This is a genomic window from Variovorax sp. AC103 (assembly GCF_979254005.1).
Genome location: NZ_CEEDFC010000002.1, coordinates 91,345 through 111,289, shown reverse-complemented (window position 1 = coordinate 111,289; position 19,945 = coordinate 91,345). Strand labels below are relative to the sequence as shown.

Genomic DNA, 19,945 nt, shown 5'->3' with positions numbered 1-19,945 from the left:
ACGGGCTGTCGTGAGCAAGTGGAGCGAGCTGCGGCGCCACTGGCCGCGCATCGCCATCACGCTGTTGCCGCTGTTGCTGGCGTTGGCGCATGCCACCGGCGCCTGGCCGCTGAGCGCACTCGAACGCCTTGACCTGCTGATCTACGACATCCGCCTGCGCGCCACCATGCCGCGCACGGCCGATCCGCGCGTGGTGATCGTCGACGTCGACGACGCCAGCCTGGCGCGCCAGGGTCAGTGGCCCTGGCCGCGCGACAAGATGGCCCGCCTCACCACCGAGCTGCTGACCCGCCAGCAGGCCGCCGTGCTCGGCTTCGACGTGATGTTTCTCGAACCCGACCGCAGCTCCGGCCTCGAACGGCTGCGCGAAATGGCGAACGGGCCGTTGCAGGGCATGCCCGGCCTGGCGTCGGAGGTCGAGCGGCTGGCGCCCTCGCTGGACCACGATGCCACCTTTGCCGGAGCCCTGAAAGGCCAGCGGGTGGCGCTCGGCTACTACTTCAACCGCACGCAGCCGCCCCGCGCCGAGGGCCAGTTGCCCGCCACGCCGCTGCTGCCGGCCGGCGCCTTTCCCGCGGGCGGCACCTACGGCACGACCTGGAACGGGTTCGGCGCCAGCCTGCCTGCGCTGGCCCAGGCCGCGCCGGCCGCCGGCTTTCTCAACATGCTGGTCGGCGCCAACGGCGACGGCGCGATCCGCAGCGTGCCGCTGCTCGCCCGCTACGAAGGCGACCAGGCGCAGCCTGGGTACTACGAATCGCTGGGGCTCGCGGTCTACCGGCTTGCCAACGGCTCGCCGGCGGTGCTGCCGGCCTTCGCGTCGGGCGCCGGCGCGGGGTTGCCCCGGCTCGCGTCGCTGCGGCTGGGCCCGTTGCGCATTCCGGTCGACCAGGGCGCCAGCATGCAAGTGCCGTTTCGCGGACCCGGCGGCGCGAACGGCGGATCGTTTCGCTACGTACCCGCCGCCGAGGTGCTGGAAGGCAAGCTCGCACCGGGCGAGCTGAAAGACAAGATCGTGCTGCTCGGCGCCACCGCGCCGGGCCTTCAGGACCTGCGCGCCACCCCCGTGGACGCAGCGTTTCCGGGCGTCGAGGTGCATGCCAACGTCGTCTCCGGCCTGCTCGATCACCGCCTGCTGAGCGTGCCGGACTACGCGCCGGGCTACGAGGTGCTGTTGGTCCTGGCGGCCGGGCTCGTGCTGGCCTTCGGGCTGTCGCTGCTGTCGGCGTCGCGCGCCGTGCTGCTGGCCGCCGGCACCGTCGCCGCGCTGGTCGGCCTCAACCTCTGGCTTTACGTGGGCCACGGGCTCGTCCTGCCGCTGGCGTCGGCGCTGGCCATGACGGCGCTGGCGTTCGTGCTCAACATGAGCTGGGGCTACTTCGTCGAATCGCGCGCCCGGCGGGGGCTGGCGCGGCTCTTCGGCACCTATGTGCCGCCGCAACTGGTCAACGAAATGATGGCGCACCCCGACCGCTACAGCATGCGCGCCGAGAGCAAGCCCATGACCGTGCTGTTCTGCGACATGCGCGACTTCACCCGCCTGTCGGAGCAGATGGCGCCGGCCGAGCTGCAGGCCTTTCTCAACACTGTGTTCAGCCGGCTCACCGACGTCATCAGCGCGCACCGCGGCACCGTCGACAAGTACATGGGCGACTGCGTCATGGCCTTCTGGGGCGCGCCCATCGACACGCCCGACCACGCCACGCTCGCCGTGCAGGCCGCCCTGGACATGGGCGACGCCGTGCGCGACATCAACCGCATCCACCGCGACAGCGGCCGGCCGGAGATCAGCGTGGGCATCGGCATCAACAGCGGCGTGATGAGCGTGGGCGACATGGGCTCCACCGAGCGCCGCAGCTACACCGTGGTGGGCGACGCGGTCAACCTTGCGTCCCGGCTCGAGGGCCTGAGCGGGCACTACGGCGTCGAAATTGTCGCCAGCAGCGCGACCCGGGCCATGGCGCCGGGCCATCTCTGGCAGGAGCTCGACAGCGTGCGCGTCAAGGGCAAGGCCCAGGCGGTGGCCGTGTTCACGCCGCTGGTCGCACGCACCCCCGAGTCCGTAGAGCACGCCCGCCGCATGCTCGAGCGCTGGAGCGACGTGCTCGCCGCCTACCGGCGCCAGGACTGGGCCCTGGGCCGAAGCCTGCTCGCCCCCTTGCTCGCCGAGGATGCCAAAAAAGTCCTTTACCAGCTCTACGCCCAGCGTTTAGCCTCGATGGCGTTGCGTCCGCAAGACCCGAACTGGGACGGCGCAACCCGGTTCGAAACCAAATGACGGCAGACACACACAAGGGGTCTCTCACAATGCAGGTTCGTGTGCTGGGTTGCTCGGGCGCCATCGCCAAAGGCTGCCGCACCACCTCGTTTCTGGTCGACACCGACCTGCTCGTCGATGCGGGCACGGGGGTCGGAGACCTCACGCTCGATGAAATGGCCGCCATCGACGACGTGGTGCTCACCCACAGCCACCTCGACCACATTGCCGCGCTGCCCCTGATGCTCGACGCCGTCGGCAGCCGCCGCGCGCAGCCGCTGCGGGTGCATGCGCTGAGGGCCACCATCGAGGCACTGCGCACGCATGTGTTCAACAACGTCATCTGGCCGGACTTCGAGAGCATTCCGAGCCAGGACGCGCCCTTCGTGAGCTTTCACGACATCGCGGTGGGGCAGTCGCTGCACCTGGGCAGCCGCGTGCCCAAGCGCATCGAGGTGCTGCCAGCCGTGCACACCGTGCCGGCCTGCGGATTCGCCGTACGGCGCGCCGAAGGAGGCGCTCACTGGGTTTTCACCGGCGACACCGAGCGCAACGCGCCCTTCTGGAAGCGCGTGAACGCGCTGGACGTGGCGATGCTGGTGATAGAGACGGCCTTCAGCAGCCGCGAGCAGGCGCTGGCCGAGCGCAGCCTGCACCTGTCGCCGTCGGTGCTGGCCGATGAGCTGGCGCAGATCGATCCGGGCAAGCAGTACCCGATCTACATCACGCACACCAAGCCCGCGGAGACCGAGGAAATCATGAGCCAGATCGAAGGGCTGGCGGCCCGGCAGGTGGCGGGGCTGGCGCAGCGGGACATTCGCTGGCTGAAGGCGGATGGGGTGCTGACGTTTTGAGTTCGCGGGTCGTTGAGAGTGACAAATTTGTCACCTGTTGTTGCGAGCACGGCCAAGAAGTGTCACTCTCTGTAACTGAAGTGTGAACAAATGCACTACTTTCAATCTGTAAACGATTGAAAGCCGCTTGGCACAGATGCTGCGGAAGGTACTGCGCTCCGGGCAGGTTCCCGGGCTCAACCAACCAACCTGGAGTTAGTTCATGAACCATCGCACTCTCGCCCGCCGCGCACAGGCCGGCTTTACCCTTATCGAATTGATGATCGTTGTGGCGATCATCGGCATCTTGGCTGCTGTGGCTCTGCCGGCGTATCAGGACTATGTTGCGAAGTCCCAAGTCGCTGGTGGCCTCGCAGAAATTACTCCCGCCAAAGTGAATGTGGAAGATCGCATCGCTTCCGGCACGCCTCCCACCGCAGTGACGGATTTGGGTATTCAAGCATCGACAGCGCGCTGCTCGGCTATCGCGATCACCGGCTTTCAAGGCACGACATCTCCCGCAAACTCGGGTGGCACTATCGCTTGCACGTTGAAGGGCAATGCTCAAGTCAACGGCCTTTCAATTACTTGGACTCGTGCAGCCGACACGCAAGGCGCTTCTGGGACCACCGGCGCTTGGACTTGCGCATCGACTGTGGCAGCGAAGCTGGCTCCGAAGGAATGCCCGGGCGTAGCTGCAGCCTCGTCGTAAATTTCACATCGGTTCTGCGATCAGCCGCCTTCGGGCGGCTTTTTGTTTCAGTGTTCCTAATCATTGATGCCATGGCAAAAAAAGTATTCAATAAGTTGTGAATCTGAAAAGGTTAGACTAAATCTATTCCAGCGTTTATTGACAAAAGTTGGCTAATCGAGTTGAAGAGCCACGTATCTTTGGTAAACCAAAACGCGAATATGGCGACGTATTTTTCGCCCATCGCGTTTTCTGGGGTTTGGTGTGGCTACCTCTCTGCCCGATATCGCAACTACGTCGACGCTCGACGCACATCGCGTTAAACACCAATAGCATCGAGGGCAGAATCAGTCCAATGAAGTTGGCGCCGTCATCTTGCTTCGTCACAGAGAATTTGCCCGATCCAGTTGGCGCACCAGCTTTATGTAGCGCGCTGATCGCGTTACCTTTCATCTTTCCTGTAGCTGCAGGCCCTTCGGTCAACGTTTGGCAGCAGTTGGCGTCGTGGCTCTGCGTAGCGCCTTTGCTGGTCTTGGCGAAGGCAAGGTTCGGTCTCGTGAGCCCTTGGGCCGTAGCTTGGCTTACCGTAATTGCGCTCCTTGTCGCCGCTTCTCCCGACTCCCGGCTCGGCCTCAGCGCTCGCATCCCCGCAGCAATCGTCGTCATGGTCACCGTCATGACTGTCTACGTTGGCGCGAGCTTTGTCCATCGTGGTGCTCGATGGCACGCGGTCATCGCACATGGCTTACTAGGCGCCGGACTCATCAGCACTGTGCTCGGCCTGCTCCAATACTACGGGTTGGCAGAACATCTTGAGCCCTGGACGACCTCGCCGGCAGTCGGACAGGCTTTCGGCAACCTGCGCCAACGCAACCAGTTCGCCAGCCTGATCAGCATGGCCTTGATTGCGGCGCTCTGGCTTCACGCGACGCGAAAAAATGGGGCCTCCTTCAAGCGCCTCGCGTGGCTTGTAGCGGTCGTCTTGCTGGTGCTGGCCGCCGCAGCGTCCACGTCGCGAACGGGCCTGCTGGAGTTTCTGCTGATCGTTGGCACCGCAGCCTGGATGGCGCGTCGTGAGAGACGTGACCCGCGCCGCAGGGGGGAGGCCCGGGGGGAGGCCCGGCCGGAGGCGTTGCCCTGCTTGCCCGCCCCGCTGGCTCTCCTGTCCCTGATTCCCCTGTATTTCGCAGCCGCTTGGGTCCTGCCGCAACTCGTCGGCAGTGGAACCGAGAGCATGGCGCAGCGCCTGAGCGAAGGGGCACCGGTCAGCCACAGCCGGCTGATTCTCTGGCACAACGTGCTGACGCTCATCGCGGAGCGTCCGTGGCGGGGATGGGGCTGGGGCGAACTGAGCTTCGCGCACTACATGCACAGCACGCTGTACCCGGGAGCGCGCTTCGTCGAGATCCTCGACAACGCCCACAACCTGCCCCTGCACCTTGCGGTCGAGCTCGGCATTCCGGCGGCGGTGCTCGTGTGTGGTGGCTTCATCTGGTTCGTCATCACCGCGCAGCCGTGGCGCGAGCGCGATCCGTTCCGCGTCATGGCCTGGGGGCTGCTGGGCGTGATCGTCCTGCACAGCCTGCTCGAATATCCGTTGTGGTACGGGCCGTTCCAGATGGTGTTCGGTCTTTGCCTCGGCGTACTCTGGCCCGCCAAGCGAGCGGTAGCAGATCGAGATCGACCCCGGCCCAGGCTTCAGGCCTTTTCGTCGGTAGCTGCGGCGGTGTTGATCGCCACCGTCGGCTATGCAAGCTGGGACTACATCCGCATCAGCCAGATCTATCTGCCTCGGGACGAGCGGTTGCCTCAGTACGAGGAGCATCCCCTCGAAGCAGCGCAAGGCTCGTGGCTGTTTGCGAATCAGGTCGACTTTGCCAGGCTCACCCTGACCACGGTGACCGCCTCCAACGCGACGGAAATCCATGCGCTGGCTCGACGACTTGTGCACTTTTCGCCCGAACCTCGTGTGATCGTGAAGCTGATAGAAAGCGCCGAACTGATGGGCATGCACGACGAGGCGCGGGCGGAAGCGCAACGTTTCAGCGTTGCGTTTCCACGTCAGTACGAACATTGGCTCCAAGGCAAACCGGTCGATTCTTCCGCCCTTTGAGCACTGTCCAGCGTCGCCTTGGGTATGACGAGCGGCGTTTATCTCCAGATAAGCGGCTTCTTTACAGAAGGTAAAGAAGCGTAAGCTAGGCCACAAAGATACACATTTGTGTCTGTCGCCCCCTGTGGGTGCTTTGGGCCTTGTTCATGACCATCTACAAAAACCGCCATCGCCGCGCCGGCTTCACGCTTGTCGAAGTCATGATCGTTGTCGCGATCATCGGCATCCTGGCTGCGATTGCGCTTCCGCAGTATTCGGACTATGTGCGTCGTGCGCGGGTCTCCGAGGCGCTTGGGCTGCTGGCTGGCATGCGCCCGCGGATGGAGCAGTTCTTTCAAGACAACCGTACTTTTGCAGGGGCTTGCGATTCAGGCACTGTTGCAACGAAGCCAGCCAGTACGAAAGGGTTCGACTTTGACTGTGGCACTCCGACCGCCACCACATACACGATCACTGCAACTGGTAAAACCGGCACGAGCACAGCAGGCTTTGTGTATACCCTGAAAGAAACTGGAGCCAAAGGCACTGCGACCCTCGACGCCGGTTGGACTGGGGCTCCCACGGATCTTTGCTGGATCACGAGCAAGGGCGGCACATGCTGAACTCCGCTCGTGAGAGCGGCTTCTCGCTCATCGAGCTGATGGTCACGCTGGTCATCTTCGCGGTGATGGCGGCGATGGCGGTGCCTTCGATGCGCCAGTACGCCGAGAACATGAAGACCCTCGCGACCGCGGAGGCCTTTTCTGCCTCGTTGCAGCAAGCGCGCGCCGAGGCGATTCGCCGAAACGTTCCGGTGGAACTGGTCCTGACCACCGCTTCTCCGGTGCCCGCCAATGTGGAAACCTCGGCGCTGACCACCAGCGGCCCCAACTGGCTGGTACGCCAGACACCCGAGACCGCTGACGATCCGCATGTCTTTATCGAGGGCAAGGCTGGCGCAGAGGGCGGAGGGCGCTCCGGGCAGGGAACGTCGGTCGTCATCAGTACGACCGGCGCTTCCAGCATCCGCTTCAATGCGGCGGGCGCCTTGGTCGGCGCGGGTGCCGTCGTGAACTTCGGACAGCAGGGCGCCACTTGCGCGGACGCCGGCGGCCCTGCACGTTGCCTGCGGGTGATGGCAAGCGCCGGCGGCCAGGTACGCATGTGCGATCCGGCTGCCACAGGCGCGGGGGAAACACGCAAATGCTGAAGCTGCGTTCGAACCGGATACCAATGCGTCCGCGCATGAGGCGCGGCCCGTTGCGCCAACGCGGCATGTTCCTCATCGAGGCCGTGGTCGCCATCCTGCTGTTCATGCTGGGCATCGTCGGCATGGTGGGCCTCAGCGCGCAGGCCGTTGCCACGCAGTCCGATGCCGAGTACCGCACCTTGGCCGCGCAATGGGCGAGCCAGATCGGCCAGGAGGCGTGGATCAGCGTGAGCCGGGCCGGCGTGGACAGCGCGGCGCGCGCCACGTCGGTGCAGACCGCGCTTGCCACCTTCCAGCACCAGGCCACCGGTGATGACTGCAACTTCTCCGGCGGTGCTGCGACCAGCGCCGTGGTGACTTCGTGGGCTGCGGCCGTGCAGGATGCGGCCCACGGCGGCTTGCCAGGCTCCGACTCGTTCATGCAGCAGATCCGCGTGGATACGACCGCCGACGGCCACAACAAGCTGACCATCACGGTGTGCTGGAAAGTGCCGTCGAATCCGGTCAAGCGCCGCCATGTTTTTGCCACCCTGATCAACTGAGAAAAGTACCGTGCGCAAAGACGACATGCATCCTCGTTCGCATTTCTTGGGCGGCTCCGCGCGCCGGCAAAGCGGCGTGTCATTGATCGAACTGATGGTCGGCCTTGTTGTCGGGCTGGTCTGCGTGCTCATCATCGTGCAGCTGCAGACCTTGTGGGACGCGCGCAAGCGCTCGGTCGGCGCAGGCAACGACGCGCAGATCAGCGGCACCCTGGGCGCCTTCGCGCTAGACCGTGACCTTCGGCAGGCAGGCTTCGGCATCGGCCTGGCCGGTGGCGATCCAGACGAGGCCAACAGCGGCGTGATGGGGTGCAGGGTGAACGCGATCAACACGAGCCTCGCGACCCAGGACATCAGCTTCGACCTTGTTCCGGTGCAGATCATCAAGGAGGACGACAAGCCTGACGAGATCCACGTGCTCTACGGAAACTCGGCGTTTTTCGTCTCTCGCCAGCCGATCATGTCGTCGACCGCCGAGAGCAATACGCTGAAGTCGCGCGAGGGATTTCTTGCCGGCGACAAGACAATCCTGACCAGCACCAGCTCGGGCGCATTGAAATGCTATCTGGTCGAGCTCACCGGAATGTCGCTGAGCGACCTGAACGCCGTCGAGCACAAGGCGGCCTATACGTACACCACGAACCAGGGGGTGAACAAGACGGCTGTGATGAACAGCGCGACCGGCACCGAAACCAACATCGGCACGGGTTACGCGTTCAACCTGGGGCTGGCACCGGCCCTCACGGTCTGGAAGGTCAGCCCGACACGCCAGTCGCTTCAGCGCTACAACAGCCTGACCGAGAACCCTACGGATGTATCCGACGTGGTCACGGACGTCGTCACGCTCAAGGCGCAGTACGGTTACGACGCCTCCGGCGACGGCATCATCGCTGCCAACGAGTGGTATGACGCGTTGCCCGGTTCCGCCGACTACAGCCGCCTGCTCGCCGTGCGCTTCGGCCTGCTGATTCGCAGCCGGCTTTTCGAGCGGCCGAACACGGAGACGAGTCCGTCCGTGCCGGTGACCGCGTCGGCGCCGAAGTGGGCCAATGGCTCGATCTCTTTCGCCATGAGGAACGTCGACAACACCGCCGATTCGGGTGCCTCTGGCATCGACGGCGATACCGCAGCCAACAACTGGCGCAATTACCGGTACCGGGTGTACGACACGGTCGTGCCGTTGCGCAACATGATCTGGGGAACTGCGCCATGAGAAGAACCTGTGCACAGGGGCGACCGCGCGCGAAGGCGCAGCACGGCATCGTGCTGATCATTGCGCTGGTCGTGCTGGTCGTCATGACGGTCACCGGCCTGCTGATGTTCCGCAGCACCGGCACTGGCGTGGAGGTGGCCGGCAACGTGGGCTTCAAGCAGAACGCCACCTCGATAGCCGACCTGGGCACCGAGTCGGGGTTCAAGTGGGTCTACGACCAGCGCACGAACCCCAACGTGCTCAATGCCGACGTTCCCGCCGCGGCGTATTTCGCGACCTGGAACGAAACCTTCGACCCGATGACGTTCGACTGGTCGACCGCCAAGGAAGTGACGGCAAACGACGGCACGGGCAATCGCGTGCGCTACGTGATCCACCGGCTTTGCGCCACGCCGGGGCCGCCGACTGATGCGAGCCAGAAGTGCGTCATCCCGCAATCCACGGCAGGGTTGGGCACCGGTGGCGGTGTCGGGGGGGGATTCTCGCGACCCAAGTCGCCCTACTACCGCATCACGGCGCGCGTGGACGGAGTGCGAGGCGCTGTCAGCTACACACAAATAATCATGCTATGAGGGCCGGGGAAATGAATCGCTCCAAGGGTTTTGCGGTTGTCGCGTCGGCCATTGCCGGCGTGCTCCTGTGGGGGAACGGGGCGTCGACGACCGACGTGCAGGCAGCGCAGACGCAACTGTCCACCGTGCCTGTTGCCGGAACGGGTCAGGCCGTGCCCAAGCCCAATGTCATGCTGCTGATGGACACCTCGCGGTCCATGGCGTTCACGCACATGCCTGACGAGCTGGAGTTTCCCGGCGGCAACCCAAGCTACGAAATGCCCATCGGCTATCGCAGCGCGCAGTGCAATGCGCTGTACTACGACCCGGCCAAGGTCTACGAGGTGCCGCGCGGCGCTGACGGCTACTACTTGGTGAACCCGCCGACCAACGTCGATTTCGGGGCCGCGCGCTACGACTTCTATTCGGCCGCCACCACCAGCACCAACCTGGCGACCAGCTTCAGGGCCTACGACCGCAACACGCGCCAGCTTCAGGTTGCGAACGACGCCGAAGACCCGGCGCAGGCCGCGTACTACTACACGTACGAAGGCACCCAGTCACTGCGCTACGACGCGGCGCCCTGCACCGACATGGAAAGCGTGCGCTTCGCCGGCGTCAACCTGACGCAGTCGAATGTCACGGCCAACACCACGGGCGGCCTGTGGCGCCGCAAGCTGGTCACCGCCAGCTCGGGCACGGGTGCGGCAGGCGCCGACGAAAGGCGCAATTTCGCGGTCTGGTATACCTTCTATCGCACCCGCATGGCGATGGTGAAGAGCAGCATCAGCCTTGCGTTCAACCCCATCAACGACGGCTTTCGCGTCGGCCTGGTGAGCATGAACCCGCTGCGCGACTCGGCCAACGCCGACAGCGGCGTGAGCCCGACCAAGTACCTGGCCATCGACGACTTCAATGACACGCACAAGTCCGCGTGGTACGCCAAGCTGTACGGGCAGACGCCCGACGGTTCGTCGCCGGCCCGCGAAGGCCTGGCCCGGGTGGGTCGGCACTACGCCGGCCGCACGGACGGCATCAATGCCGAGATGACGCCCGACCCGGTGCGGTACAGCTGCCAGCAGAACTTCACCATCATGACCACGGACGGCTACTGGAACACCGCGCAGGAAACGCGCGGCCCGGTCGGCATCGACGGCACGACGCGCGTGGGCAACCAGGACGGCAACCTCACGCCCAAGACCATCCTGGACCGCTTCGACCCGCTGCTGTACAGCCACCGCCCCATCTGGGACGGCACCACGTCCGGCAGCCGCACCGACACGACCACGTCGACGATGAACCGTTACCAGCCTTGCATCAGCGGCGAGTTCTTCCGCACGAGCTCGGTGGTGTCGCGTTCGACTTCGCAGCCGACGCAGCGCGTCCAGTCGCTGACGAAGACCACGGAACAAGTCCTTGCCTCTACTGTGCAGACCAGCCGCTCGACCACGCAAGACCGGCAGACCACCAGCACCGAAACACGCCAGAGCCTGCAGAACCTGGCCAGCACGCAGCAGCAGACCCGCGCAACGCGACAGGAACTGGTGACCCGCACCTGGACAGGCCGGGGCACGCGCCAGGTGTTTGCGACGACCACGCAGCAGCTGCAGACCACCTCCTACACCCAAAAGGCGGTGTCCCAGATCCAGACGCGGACCCGGACGCAGACGATGACGCAGACGCGTCAATTCCAGACGCAGGAGCAGACGACCAAGACCACGACGCAGCTGCAACGGACCACGGCCCAGGCACTGCAGATCGACACGCTGACCAAGCGTTCCACAAACCAGCCGCTGGTCACCCAGACCTACCAGATGCAGTCGACTCGCCAGGAATTCCAGCGTACGACGCAGGTCCTCGCGTACAACGGTTCCACCGAAACGACGACGCCTGTGGCCTCGTGCACCAACGGCGGCAACATTTCCTGCCTCACCCTTACGACGGGCCCGACGGCGGTCGCTTCATGCACGGCGCAGTCTGCCAATTCGGGAAACAACTACGTCAATCGCACTTGCGACACGCCAACGACGACGGGACCGACAGCGGTCCAGACGTGCACGCAACAGTCGGCGGGTCAGGGCAACAATTTCGTGAGCACCACCTGCGCTCCGCGGGTAGTCGGTCCGACCGCCGCGGCCAGCTGCACGCCGGCCAGCCCCAGCGCCGGCAACGGCTGGGCCCAGGTCACTTGCTCGGCGAACTCCACCCCTGCCACCCCGATCGCGCCCGCATCGGCTTGCGTGCAGGGCACGGACGCCAGTTTCACGACCACGACCTGCACCACGACGAGCTCCAGCACGCCTGTGCAGTCCTGCAGTGCAGGAACGAATGCGTCCACGAAAGTGGTTACCACCTGCGGCAACAACAACAGCGGGCCGACGGGCGTGCAGTCGTGCAACCAGTCATCGGCCAATGCTGCCAACAACTGGGTGACGACATCGTGCACGACCAAGGTCACCCCCACCTTCACCCAGAAGACGTCTTGCACGCCGGCAGGCGCCGGCTCGGGCAACGCTTATACGGATACGGCGTGCAACACCGCCACCATCAGCCCGCGGACCTTGGTCAACAGTTGCACTGCCAACGCGGGCTCGTCGCCCAACTTCATTGCAACGGTGTGCGATACCGAGACACTGGTTTCCAACCAGGCGGTCGACAGTTGCAATGCCGCGAACGCGACCGATGCCAATAACCACGTGAAGACCGCCTGCGGCGGTACAGCCTTCAGCGCCTGGAGCAACGTGGGAAGCTGCGTCGCGCAAGCGCCCACTGCATTGAACGGTTTTCTCGAGCGCGCATGCCAGGAAACCACGCCCACGCTGACCCAGGTCTTGCCGGCGCAATGCACCCCCAACACCACCGGCGGCGGCGTCAAGACGACCTGCACCCCTGTGGTATTGCCCGAGACCGCGGTGTCGTCGTGCACACCCAACACCACCGGTCCGAGCTTCGTGAGCTGCCGTACCGTCACGACGCCTGAGACGCTGGTCGCATCGTGCACGCCTGGCGGCGGCGCGGGCACCAACTGGGTCATCACGAGCTGCCGCACGGCGGACACGCCCGAGCAGAATGTGCAGACCTGTACGCCGGCGAACGCCGGCACGGGCAACGGCAACACGGCGACCGTGTGCTACCCGCACACGGACACCCAGCCGATCGCACCCGGGACGTGTGTGCCCCAGACCGGCAACCTCGGCAACAACTGGGTCACCACGACCTGCCCCGCACCCGCGACAACCGGACCGACCGGCGTAGCGCTCGGGAGCTGCACGAACGCAGCCGCAACAGTGGGGAACGGCTGGACGCAAACGATCTGCACGATGAACGGGCCGACGACCCCCGCGCCGGTGGCGAGCTGCACGGGCGGCACGAACCCTACCGACTTCACCATCACGACCTGCTCGACCAACAACACGCCGGTGACCAATGTGGTCCCGGGGTCGTGCACGGCGCAAACGGCAGCGCCCGGCAATGGCTTCACCACGGTGAACTGCGTTCCCAATGTCAGGACGGTGGGTGTGTCTGCCGGCAGCTGCGTGGCGCAAACGGCTGCCTCGGGCAACGGCTTCACGCAAGTGAGCTGCAACACGGTCACGACCGGCCCGACCTTCGTCGCGCAAGGCTCGTGCACCGCCGGCACCAGCGGCAACTTCACCACCACCAGCTGCAACACGGTGAATACGGGCCCCACGCTGGTGGCGGCCTGCTCGAACGGCGTGGATGCCAATTTCAAGGTCACCAGCTGCACGGTCAACACCTCGCAGCCGCAGCAATTGACGCCGGGCACCGCCTGCACCAGCGAAGCACCGACCAGCGGCAACAATTTCACGCGTACCACCTGCACCGCGGTCGACACCACGGTCGGTGTGCCTGCGGACACCTGCGTGCCTTCGCCGCGTGGCGTGCTGCCGGTCGTGTCCTGCGCAACGGTAACCACCACCCCGACGCCGGTGGCGGCCTGCACGCCCGGCACGGACGCCAGCTTCCTGACGACCAGCTGCACCGCCGACACGCAAGGCCCGGACCGCGTGACCAGCTGCTCGCCCGTTACGCCGACGGCAGACAACGGCTACCGTTCCACGACCTGCGTGGCCATTCCGGGCACGAAAGTGCAGCGCCGCACGCAGACCATCACCGCGACCTATGACGTGAGCGGCGACACAGCCATCGATTCCAGCGTGCGCGACAAGTCCACCACCGAGACCGACTGGACCGACGCGACCGGCATCTGCTACGCCAGCCCGGCCTCCCCGCCTGTGGTCGATGTGTCCGGCGCATGGGGTGGAACGACGACGGCCAAGGGACCGGTCACAGGCAGCGGCGTGCAGGGCAGCATCGATTCACTGGCCGACGTGGCGCAGTACTACTACGTCAACGACCTGCGTCCTGGTATGTCCGATGACATTCCTCGCCTGGGCGAAGGCATCGAGGACGACCGTGCCCCGTGGCAGCACATGACCACCTTCGTCGTCGGCCTGGGCGTCTCCGGGAACCTGAACTACCTGGAAAACTACAAGAGCGCGACCACGGGCGATTTCTCGAAGATCCGCGACTACGCCAACACGCCGCCGGTCAACTGGCCGATCTGGCCCAACGGCACCAATCTGTCGCAGCTGCAGTACAACGACCCGCGCTCCATTGACGACTTCTGGCATGCCGCCGTCAACGGCCGCGGCAAGTACTTCAGCGCGCGCGATCCGCAGTCGGTAGTGGACGGCCTGAAGGAAGCACTCTCGGGCATCAAGGCGCAAGCCGGTGCCGGCGCGGGCGCATCGACCTCCAGCCTCACGCCGACCGCAGGCGACAACATTGCCTATACCGCCAGCTTCACCACGCTGGACTGGACCGGTGAAGTCCAGGCGCAAGAACTGGACACCATCACCGGCAGCCTGTCGACCACGGTGAGGTGGACGGCCCGCGGACTGCTGGACGCCAAGGTGGGCGACGAGTGCGACAACCGGAAGATCTATGCACGCGATCCGGCGACCCGTGCGCTGGTCGACTTCACCTGGAACACCAAGGCCTGCGACACCACCAGCGGGCTGCCCACCGGCGCGGCGGCAACCGGGCTGAGCAGCGCCATGCAGGCGGCGTTCACCGCCTCGGGCATCGCCACCGGGCTGAGCCAGTACCCGTTCATGAGCGACGGCAGCTCCGGCACCATTGATCAACGCGGCGCCACCACCGGTGCAAACCTGTTGAACTACCTGCGCGGCCAGCGCAAGCGCGAAGGCTATGTCTACAACACCCCCAAGCTCTACCGGGCGCGGGCGCACGTGTTGGGCGATATCGTCAATTCGCAGCCGGCCTTCGTGAAGCCGCCCAGCCAGTTCTATCAGGACGCCGGCTACGACACCTTCAAGACCACGAACAAGGACCGCACCCCCATGGTGTACGTGGGGGCCAACGACGGCATGGTGCATGCCTTCTATGCACCGGCGACTTCGGCCGACGCCAACTACGCCAAGGCCGGCCAGGAAGCCTGGGCTTATGTCCCGCAGGTGGTGATGCCCGACATGTGGAAGCTGGCCGACACGAACTATTCCGACAAGCACCAGTTCTTCGTGGACGGCTCGCCGATTGCCGGGGACGTGTACACCGGCGGCCAATGGAAAACGATGATCGTCGGCGGCCTGGGCCATGGCGGCAACGGCTTCTACGCGCTGGACGTCACCGACCCGGCCGCGCCCAAGTCGATGTGGGAGTTCAACATGAGCGCCGCTTGTGCGGGCAACCCGATCGGTGAGACCTCGGATTGCAACGTGGGCTTGAGCTACGGACGCCCCATCATCACCAAGCTGCGCGACGGCACATGGGTGGTGCTGGTCACGTCCGGCTACAACAACTCTGTAAGCGGCAACGGCAAAGGCTATCTGTATGTGCTGAACGCCGGCACCGGCGCGATCATCCAGCGCATCGCCACCACGGCGGGCGACAGCACGACGCCGAGCGGCCTGCGCGAGATCAACATCTTCGTGAACAACTACGCCTTGAACAACACAGCCGAGCGCGCCTATGGCGTCGACCTGCTGGGCAACGTCTGGCGCTTCGACATCAACAATGTCGTTGCGCCGACGGGGTACGAGGCGACGCTGCTCGCCACGGCGAAGGACAAGAGCGACAACCCGCAACCGATCACCACGCGGCCCGAGTTGGCCGAGGTCAACGGCACCACCATGGTGTTGGTGGCCACGGGACGGCTGCTGTCGACGGACGACCTGACTGACACTAGCGCGCAGACTGTTTACGCGTTCCAGGACGCGCTGACGGCGGCGGATCCGGGTCCCTCGGTCTACGCCGACCTGCGAACGGAGCTGAAAGGCCTGGCACTGGTGCAGAGCGGTTCGGGCAGCTCGGCAACGCGCACTGTGGCGTGCGCGACCACCGGCGTGGGCGCCTGCACGCAGCAGACCAAGGGCTGGTATATCGACCTGCCCGACAACGGCGAGCGCGTGAACGTGGACATGCAGAGCGTCCTCGGCACCCTGGTGTTCGCGTCCAACGTGCCGAGCAACACGATGTGCTCGGGCGGTGGCTACAGCTGGCTGAACTACGTCGATCTCATCACTGGCCTGCCTGTCAGTTCCAGCCCGAACGGCGTGACGTCGGTGCAGTTCTTCGCCAACTCGGTGGTGGTGGGCCTGGGCATCATCGGGCTGCCGGACGGCACGTTCCGGGCGCTGGGGCGCGACGCCTCGGGCAACACCCGGTCGGTGAACATTCCGGTCGGCAGCCCACCGCCGCAGGGCAAGCGCATCAGCTGGCGCGAGCTCGTGCGTTGAGGCTTGCCCCGGCGCCGCGCCGGTCCCTGTCTGCCGCGGTGCTGGGGTCGGTCGCTTTGCATGCGGTGCTGCTGTACGCGGCGTGGCCGCGGCCGCCGGTCGCCTCACAGTCGAAGGTGCGGGTGATCGAGGCGCGGCTGCTGGCGCCGCCTGCGGCCCAGGCGGCGGCGGCCAGTGCGCCACCGATGGCGGACGCCACGCCCTTGGTTGTAGAACAGCCCTCGGTGCCGAGTCCGCAACTGCCCGTGCAGAGCCCTGTGCCGGCGCGCGAGGCACCGGCCTTGTCCGTACCGGTATCGCCGCTCCCGTCAACACCGCAGCCGGAGAAGCGACCGCCCGCCGAGGCGCCGACGCCGCAAGCGGCCGTGCCGGCTCCGCCGCCTGCATCGTCGCCATCGATTTCGCCCGCGCAATCGGAAGCCAACGCCGCTGCCTCCGCGGCGCCCACCTCGGCCTACCTGCCCGCGTCCGAACTCGACCCGCCCCCACGACCGCTCACCGAAATACGGCTGGTGTACCCGCCCGGTGCGGGCATGCGCCAGGGCGAAGTGGTGCTGGACCTTCTGATCGGTGCCGGCGGCGCGGTGGAAGACGTCAAGATCATCGAGGCCACGCCCGTGGGCCTGTTCGAGGCGTCCGCCATTTCCGCCTTCGTCGGGACCCGGTTCGCACCCGGCATGCGTGCCGGCGTGCCGACAGCGGCGCGCATGCGGGTGGCGGTGCAGTACAGCGCCACCGGCATGTCGGTTTCAGGGTCGGCCGCGCCGCTGCAGCCGGCGGCCCCGCCGCGCTGAACGCGCAGCGCCGGTCAGAATTTCTTGAAGCAGCCGGGTGCGCCCAGCTCCTTGAGCTGCGCGCACGGCATCACGCGGGTGGTGTTGGCCTGGTCGTCGTAGAAGATGACGCCGAAGTCCGCGTTCTTGCCGCTGCACCGCACGTTCCACACGGCTGCCTTGTCCAGCAGGCCCTGGAAGAACACCCGCTGCACGGCGGGGCACTGCGCGCCGCTCTGCTGCACCAGCACGGCGGTGAAGTTGCGACGCCCGTTTTCGGACATGGCATCCACCTTGTCGCTGAGCGTGTTGGCGAACGCGGGAGAGGACAGTAGAGCAACAAGGCTCACCAAGATGAAAGACTTCGGCATGTCGGACCCTGGGCAGAAAAACTTCTGGATCATACAAATCAACGGGGGCCGATTGGCGTCATTCCCCACCCACCCGCTCCTTCACCACCCAGCTCCCCGACTTCCCCCCATGCTTCTCCAGCACATGCACATCGGTGATCCGCATGCCCCGGTCCACTGCCTTGCACATGTCGTAGATGGTCAGCAGCGCCACCTGCACCGCCGTCAGCGCCTCCATTTCGACCCCCGTGGGTCCGACGGTCTCGACTGTCGCCGTGCAGGCCACCTGGGGAGCGCTGCCCGCGTCGGCCAGCGCGAACGCCACCGCCACCCGCGTCAGCGCCAGTGGATGGCACAGCGGAATCAGGTCGCTGGTCTTCTTCGCCGCCTGGATGCCCGCGATGCGTGCGATGCCCAGCACGTCGCCTTTCTTCGCGGTGCCCGACTCGATCAGCGCCAGCGTCGCCGGCTGCATCTCGATGCGGCCCGTGGCCACGGCCACGCGGTGGGTGGAGGGCTTGGCCGCGACGTCGACCATGTGGGCCTGGCCCTGGGCGTCGAAATGGGTGAGAGAGCTCATGGTTGAACAATCGAGTTGAAGATGCATCATACGAGCCCGAGCCACTGACGAGGACTGCCGCGCTTGACTCCCGAACATTCCCAAAAAAGACAATTGACGCACGTCCTGCGGTCGTTGTGCGCTACTGTTTTGGTAGCGTCGCAGGCGCTGCTTCCCACGCCGGCCCTGGCGCAGCTGCAGCCCTTTCAAACCGTGCTGCCCGGCCTGGGCGACGGCGGCGAAATGACCGCCAGCGCCGAGCGCCACCTGGGTGACCAGATCGCCCGCGAGCTGTACCGCGACACCGACTACATCGACGACCCGGTGATCGCCGCCTACGTGCAGGACATCTGGCAGCGCCTGCTGGCCGCCGCACGCGCCCGCGGCGAGCTCACGCCCGAACTCGACGAGCGCTTTGCCTGGACGATCCTGCTGGGCCGCGACCGCAACATCAACGCCTTCGCGCTGCCTGGCGGCTACCTGGGGCTCAACCTGGGCCTGGTGGCCGCGGTGGGCAGCCGCGACGAGCTGGCCACGGTGCTCGGGCACGAGCTCTCGCACGTCACGCAGCGCCACATCTCGCGCATCATGGACAAGCAGGGCAAGCAGATGCCGCTCATGATCGCCGGGCTGATCCTCGGGATGATCGCCGCGGGCCGCAGCCGCAGCGGCGACGCCGGCCAGGCCGTGATCATGGGCAGCCAGGCCCTGTTCATGCAGAGCCAGCTGAGCTTCTCGCGCGACATGGAGCGCGAGGCCGACCGCATCGGCTTCGGCGTGATGACACAGGCGGGCTTCGCGCCCCAAGGCGCCGCCGCCATGTTCGAGCGGCTGCAGTACGCCTCGCGCCTGAACGACAACGGCTCGTTTCCCTACCTGCGCAGCCACCCGCTGACCACCGAGCGCATTTCCGACATGCAGGGCCGCTTCCAGTTCCGCATGGACGCGGCGCCGCCTGTCCCGCTGGTGATGGACCACGCGATGGTCGCTTCGCGCGCCCGCGTGCTGACGCGCCCGGGTGTCGACGTGCTGCGGCTGTGGATCGATGCCGCCTCCAGCGGCGAGTTCGCCAGGAGCTCGCCCGCCCAGCAGGCCGGCATGCTCTACGCGGCGGCGCTGTCGGCCAAGGAGATGCGCGACTACAAGACGGCGCGTGCCCTGGCCGAGCGGCTGATCGCGCGCACGGCCGACGACAAGGCCGCAGCCAGGCAGGCACGCTGGCTCGCTGCAGAGATCGAACTGGCCGCGGGCGCCGCGCCCAGGGCGGCGGCGCTGCTCGACGCCAGGTCGAAGGAGCGCCCCGAGATGCTGCTGTCCGCCGAAGCCGCCACCGCCACGCGCCAGCCCGCGCCGATGGTTCCGGTGCTGCGCGACTGGGTCGCCGCGAACCCGCGCGATGCGACCGCCTGGCGTGCGCTCGGCAACCTGTATGGCGCGGAGAACGACACGCTGCGCGCGGTGCGTGCGGATGCCGAGGCGAACGTCGCGATCCTCGATTACCCCGCCGCGCGCGACCGCTTCAAGGCGGCGCAGGAACTGGTGCGCCAGTCCAGGGTGGTCGACCACTACGAGGCGTCGATCATCGACACCCGTGCGCGGGCCGTGGAGGCGCTGGTGAAGGAGCAGGCGGCAGAGCCGCCTCTCAGGTAGCCGGGACGCTCAGCGCTTGGAAAGCAGGCCGCCCAGCGCGGCCTCGATCACCAGCCCCAGCAGCGAGTAGAGCAGCGAGCCGATCAGCGCGGCCACGAAGCCGTTGACGTGAAAGCCGCCGAGCAGGCCCGAAGCCGCCCAGAACAGCAGCGCGTTGATCACGAACAGGAACAGCCCGAGCGTGACGATGGTGACGGGCAGCGTCAGCACCACCAGCACCGGCCGCACGATCATGTTGAGCAGGCCGATCACCGCGGCCGCGATCAGCGCGGAGCCGAAGTTGTTGACCTGGACACCGCTGTAGAGATAAGCCACCGCCAGCAGCGCGACAGCGCTGAGCAGCCATTTGATGATGATGCGCATGCGGCGCAGGATAACGCAGGGCCCGAAAAACAACGAGCCCCGGTGCGTTGCCGCACCGGGGCTCGCTGCACGAATGACC

General features: G+C 66.0%; 15 protein-coding genes. 12 read left to right on the top strand and 3 right to left on the bottom strand.

Annotated elements, in window-relative coordinates:
* The first annotated feature begins 10 nt into the window (after positions 1-10).
* The 11 genes from AC0IYU_RS03145 (at position 11) to AC0IYU_RS03095 (ending at position 16,965) form a co-directional block, all read left to right on the top strand.
* Positions 11-2,278, top strand: coding sequence for a CHASE2 domain-containing protein (locus AC0IYU_RS03145; protein ID WP_472112930.1), 2,268 nt, complete (start codon positions 11-13; stop codon positions 2,276-2,278).
* 29 nt (positions 2,279-2,307) lie between these two features.
* Positions 2,308-3,111 carry a 3',5'-cyclic-nucleotide phosphodiesterase gene (locus AC0IYU_RS03140; RefSeq protein WP_472112926.1) on the top strand — a complete coding sequence of 268 codons (804 nt, stop codon included), beginning with the start codon at positions 2,308-2,310 and terminating at the stop codon, positions 3,109-3,111.
* Positions 3,112-3,313: 202 nt separating this feature from the next.
* Positions 3,314-3,802, top strand: a complete 489-nt coding sequence (locus tag AC0IYU_RS03135) for a pilin (protein ID WP_472112923.1) — start codon at positions 3,314-3,316, stop codon at positions 3,800-3,802.
* Positions 3,803-4,445: 643 nt separating this feature from the next.
* Positions 4,446-5,894, top strand: coding sequence for a PglL family O-oligosaccharyltransferase (locus AC0IYU_RS03130; protein WP_472112920.1), 1,449 nt, complete (start codon positions 4,446-4,448; stop codon positions 5,892-5,894).
* A 146-nt stretch (positions 5,895-6,040) separates the two neighbouring features.
* Entirely contained in the window at positions 6,041-6,496 is a 456-nt protein-coding gene (locus AC0IYU_RS03125; protein ID WP_472112918.1) for a type IV pilin protein, read from the top strand.
* The gene (locus tag AC0IYU_RS03120) at positions 6,490-7,083 is read left to right on the top strand and encodes a GspH/FimT family pseudopilin (RefSeq protein WP_472112915.1); all 594 of its coding nucleotides are present in this window, start codon (positions 6,490-6,492) and stop codon (positions 7,081-7,083) included. Before AC0IYU_RS03125 ends, AC0IYU_RS03120 begins: the two co-directional genes overlap by 7 nt.
* Positions 7,084-7,118: 35 nt before the next feature.
* Complete coding sequence (locus tag AC0IYU_RS03115; protein ID WP_472112912.1) at positions 7,119-7,625, top strand: type IV pilus modification PilV family protein; 507 nt, start codon at positions 7,119-7,121, stop codon at positions 7,623-7,625.
* A 10-nt stretch (positions 7,626-7,635) separates the two neighbouring features.
* Positions 7,636-8,838 (top strand): PilW family protein, encoded by a 1,203-nt coding sequence (locus AC0IYU_RS03110; RefSeq protein ID WP_472112910.1) that lies wholly within the window; start codon positions 7,636-7,638, stop codon positions 8,836-8,838.
* Positions 8,835-9,410, top strand: a complete 576-nt coding sequence (locus tag AC0IYU_RS03105; protein WP_472112908.1) for a pilus assembly PilX family protein — start codon at positions 8,835-8,837, stop codon at positions 9,408-9,410. Before AC0IYU_RS03110 ends, AC0IYU_RS03105 begins: the two co-directional genes overlap by 4 nt.
* Before the next feature lie 11 nt (positions 9,411-9,421).
* The gene (locus AC0IYU_RS03100) at positions 9,422-16,171 is read left to right on the top strand and encodes a PilC/PilY family type IV pilus protein (RefSeq protein WP_472112906.1); all 6,750 of its coding nucleotides are present in this window, start codon (positions 9,422-9,424) and stop codon (positions 16,169-16,171) included.
* Positions 16,168-16,965 (top strand): TonB family protein, encoded by a 798-nt coding sequence (locus tag AC0IYU_RS03095; protein ID WP_472112904.1) that lies wholly within the window; start codon positions 16,168-16,170, stop codon positions 16,963-16,965. The genes AC0IYU_RS03100 and AC0IYU_RS03095 overlap by 4 nt, the downstream gene beginning before the upstream one ends.
* Before the next feature lie 14 nt (positions 16,966-16,979).
* Here AC0IYU_RS03095 and AC0IYU_RS03090 read toward each other — a convergent pair whose 3' ends face one another.
* Together AC0IYU_RS03090 and moaC are read right to left on the bottom strand one after the other, a co-directional pair.
* Positions 16,980-17,315, bottom strand: a complete 336-nt coding sequence (locus AC0IYU_RS03090; RefSeq protein WP_472112902.1) for a hypothetical protein — start codon at positions 17,313-17,315, stop codon at positions 16,980-16,982.
* A 58-nt stretch (positions 17,316-17,373) separates the two neighbouring features.
* Complete coding sequence (gene moaC / locus AC0IYU_RS03085) at positions 17,374-17,874, bottom strand: cyclic pyranopterin monophosphate synthase MoaC (RefSeq protein WP_472112899.1); 501 nt, start codon at positions 17,872-17,874, stop codon at positions 17,374-17,376.
* A gap of 54 nt (positions 17,875-17,928) precedes the next feature.
* Between moaC and AC0IYU_RS03080 the strand changes: the two genes are divergently transcribed.
* A complete protein-coding gene (locus AC0IYU_RS03080; RefSeq protein WP_472113620.1) occupies positions 17,929-19,503 on the top strand; it encodes a M48 family metalloprotease in 1,575 nt (524 codons plus the stop codon).
* 9 nt (positions 19,504-19,512) lie between these two features.
* Here the strand turns inward: AC0IYU_RS03080 and AC0IYU_RS03075 are convergent, their stop codons facing one another.
* Complete coding sequence (locus AC0IYU_RS03075) at positions 19,513-19,866, bottom strand: phage holin family protein (RefSeq protein WP_435437376.1); 354 nt, start codon at positions 19,864-19,866, stop codon at positions 19,513-19,515.
* Positions 19,867-19,945: the final 79 nt, after the last annotated feature.

What these genes read in the sequence shown, in the direction of transcription:
- AC0IYU_RS03140 (WP_472112926.1), top strand. Translation starts at nt 2,308, where the DNA reads ATGCAGGTTCGTGTGCTGGGTTGCTCGGGCGCCATCGCCAAAGGCTGC.
- AC0IYU_RS03135 (WP_472112923.1), top strand. Translation starts at nt 3,314, where the DNA reads ATGAACCATCGCACTCTCGCCCGCCGCGCACAGGCCGGCTTTACCCTT.
- AC0IYU_RS03130 (WP_472112920.1), top strand. Translation starts at nt 4,446, where the DNA reads ATGGTCACCGTCATGACTGTCTACGTTGGCGCGAGCTTTGTCCATCGT.
- AC0IYU_RS03125 (WP_472112918.1), top strand. Translation starts at nt 6,041, where the DNA reads ATGACCATCTACAAAAACCGCCATCGCCGCGCCGGCTTCACGCTTGTC.
- AC0IYU_RS03120 (WP_472112915.1), top strand. Translation starts at nt 6,490, where the DNA reads ATGCTGAACTCCGCTCGTGAGAGCGGCTTCTCGCTCATCGAGCTGATG.
- AC0IYU_RS03115 (WP_472112912.1), top strand. Translation starts at nt 7,119, where the DNA reads ATGAGGCGCGGCCCGTTGCGCCAACGCGGCATGTTCCTCATCGAGGCC.
- AC0IYU_RS03105 (WP_472112908.1), top strand. Translation starts at nt 8,835, where the DNA reads ATGAGAAGAACCTGTGCACAGGGGCGACCGCGCGCGAAGGCGCAGCAC.
- AC0IYU_RS03100 (WP_472112906.1), top strand. Translation starts at nt 9,422, where the DNA reads ATGAATCGCTCCAAGGGTTTTGCGGTTGTCGCGTCGGCCATTGCCGGC.
- AC0IYU_RS03090 (WP_472112902.1), bottom strand. Translation starts at nt 17,315, where the DNA reads ATGCCGAAGTCTTTCATCTTGGTGAGCCTTGTTGCTCTACTGTCCTCT.
- moaC (WP_472112899.1), bottom strand. Translation starts at nt 17,874, where the DNA reads ATGAGCTCTCTCACCCATTTCGACGCCCAGGGCCAGGCCCACATGGTC.
- AC0IYU_RS03075 (WP_435437376.1), bottom strand. Translation starts at nt 19,866, where the DNA reads ATGCGCATCATCATCAAATGGCTGCTCAGCGCTGTCGCGCTGCTGGCG.